This is a genomic window from Shewanella sp. AS16 (assembly GCF_021412365.1).
GTDB lineage: Bacteria > Pseudomonadota > Gammaproteobacteria > Enterobacterales > Shewanellaceae > Shewanella > Shewanella salipaludis.
Map to the genome: position 1 here is coordinate 1 of NZ_JAKCLK010000062.1, position 414 is coordinate 414.

Genomic DNA, 414 nt, shown 5'->3' on the forward strand with positions numbered 1-414 from the left:
CCGGAAAATGCTGTGCTCAGTACCACCGCAGCAATAGACAAATAACGGTACATCACTTACTCCGTGTTAAAACGAGCCAGCAACGTAGCGAAAGTTGTTTTGGTATGCAATCAGCCAGATCAGGAAAGTTCCTGATAGTTCAGGTGGTTATTTCGCAACCAGCTGTTCGCCGCAGTGAACACAGCGATAGACGGCTTCGCCACGAACTACGCGATTATGACGGCGTACGGTAAGCTGATGCTCCTGGCACTTGCAGCGGTAGGGGAAGGTGTTGCGGCGCACGGATTGCAGTTCGAACTGATGCGTACGACGGGCGGGAACGCCCAGCACGCTTTCCATCATCCACTTCCACTCTTTGCCATGTGGCGCTACGCGGCCGAAATGTTTCCATACCAGCAAATGTGCCAGTTCGTG

At 53.1% G+C, this 414-nt stretch carries 1 protein-coding gene; it reads right to left on the reverse strand.

The features are described 5' to 3' along the window. Positions 1-147: 147 nt before the first annotated feature. Positions 148-414 (reverse strand): SprT-like domain-containing protein (locus tag LZP73_RS19335; protein WP_234236539.1); only part of this gene is annotated, 267 nt, incomplete at its 5' end.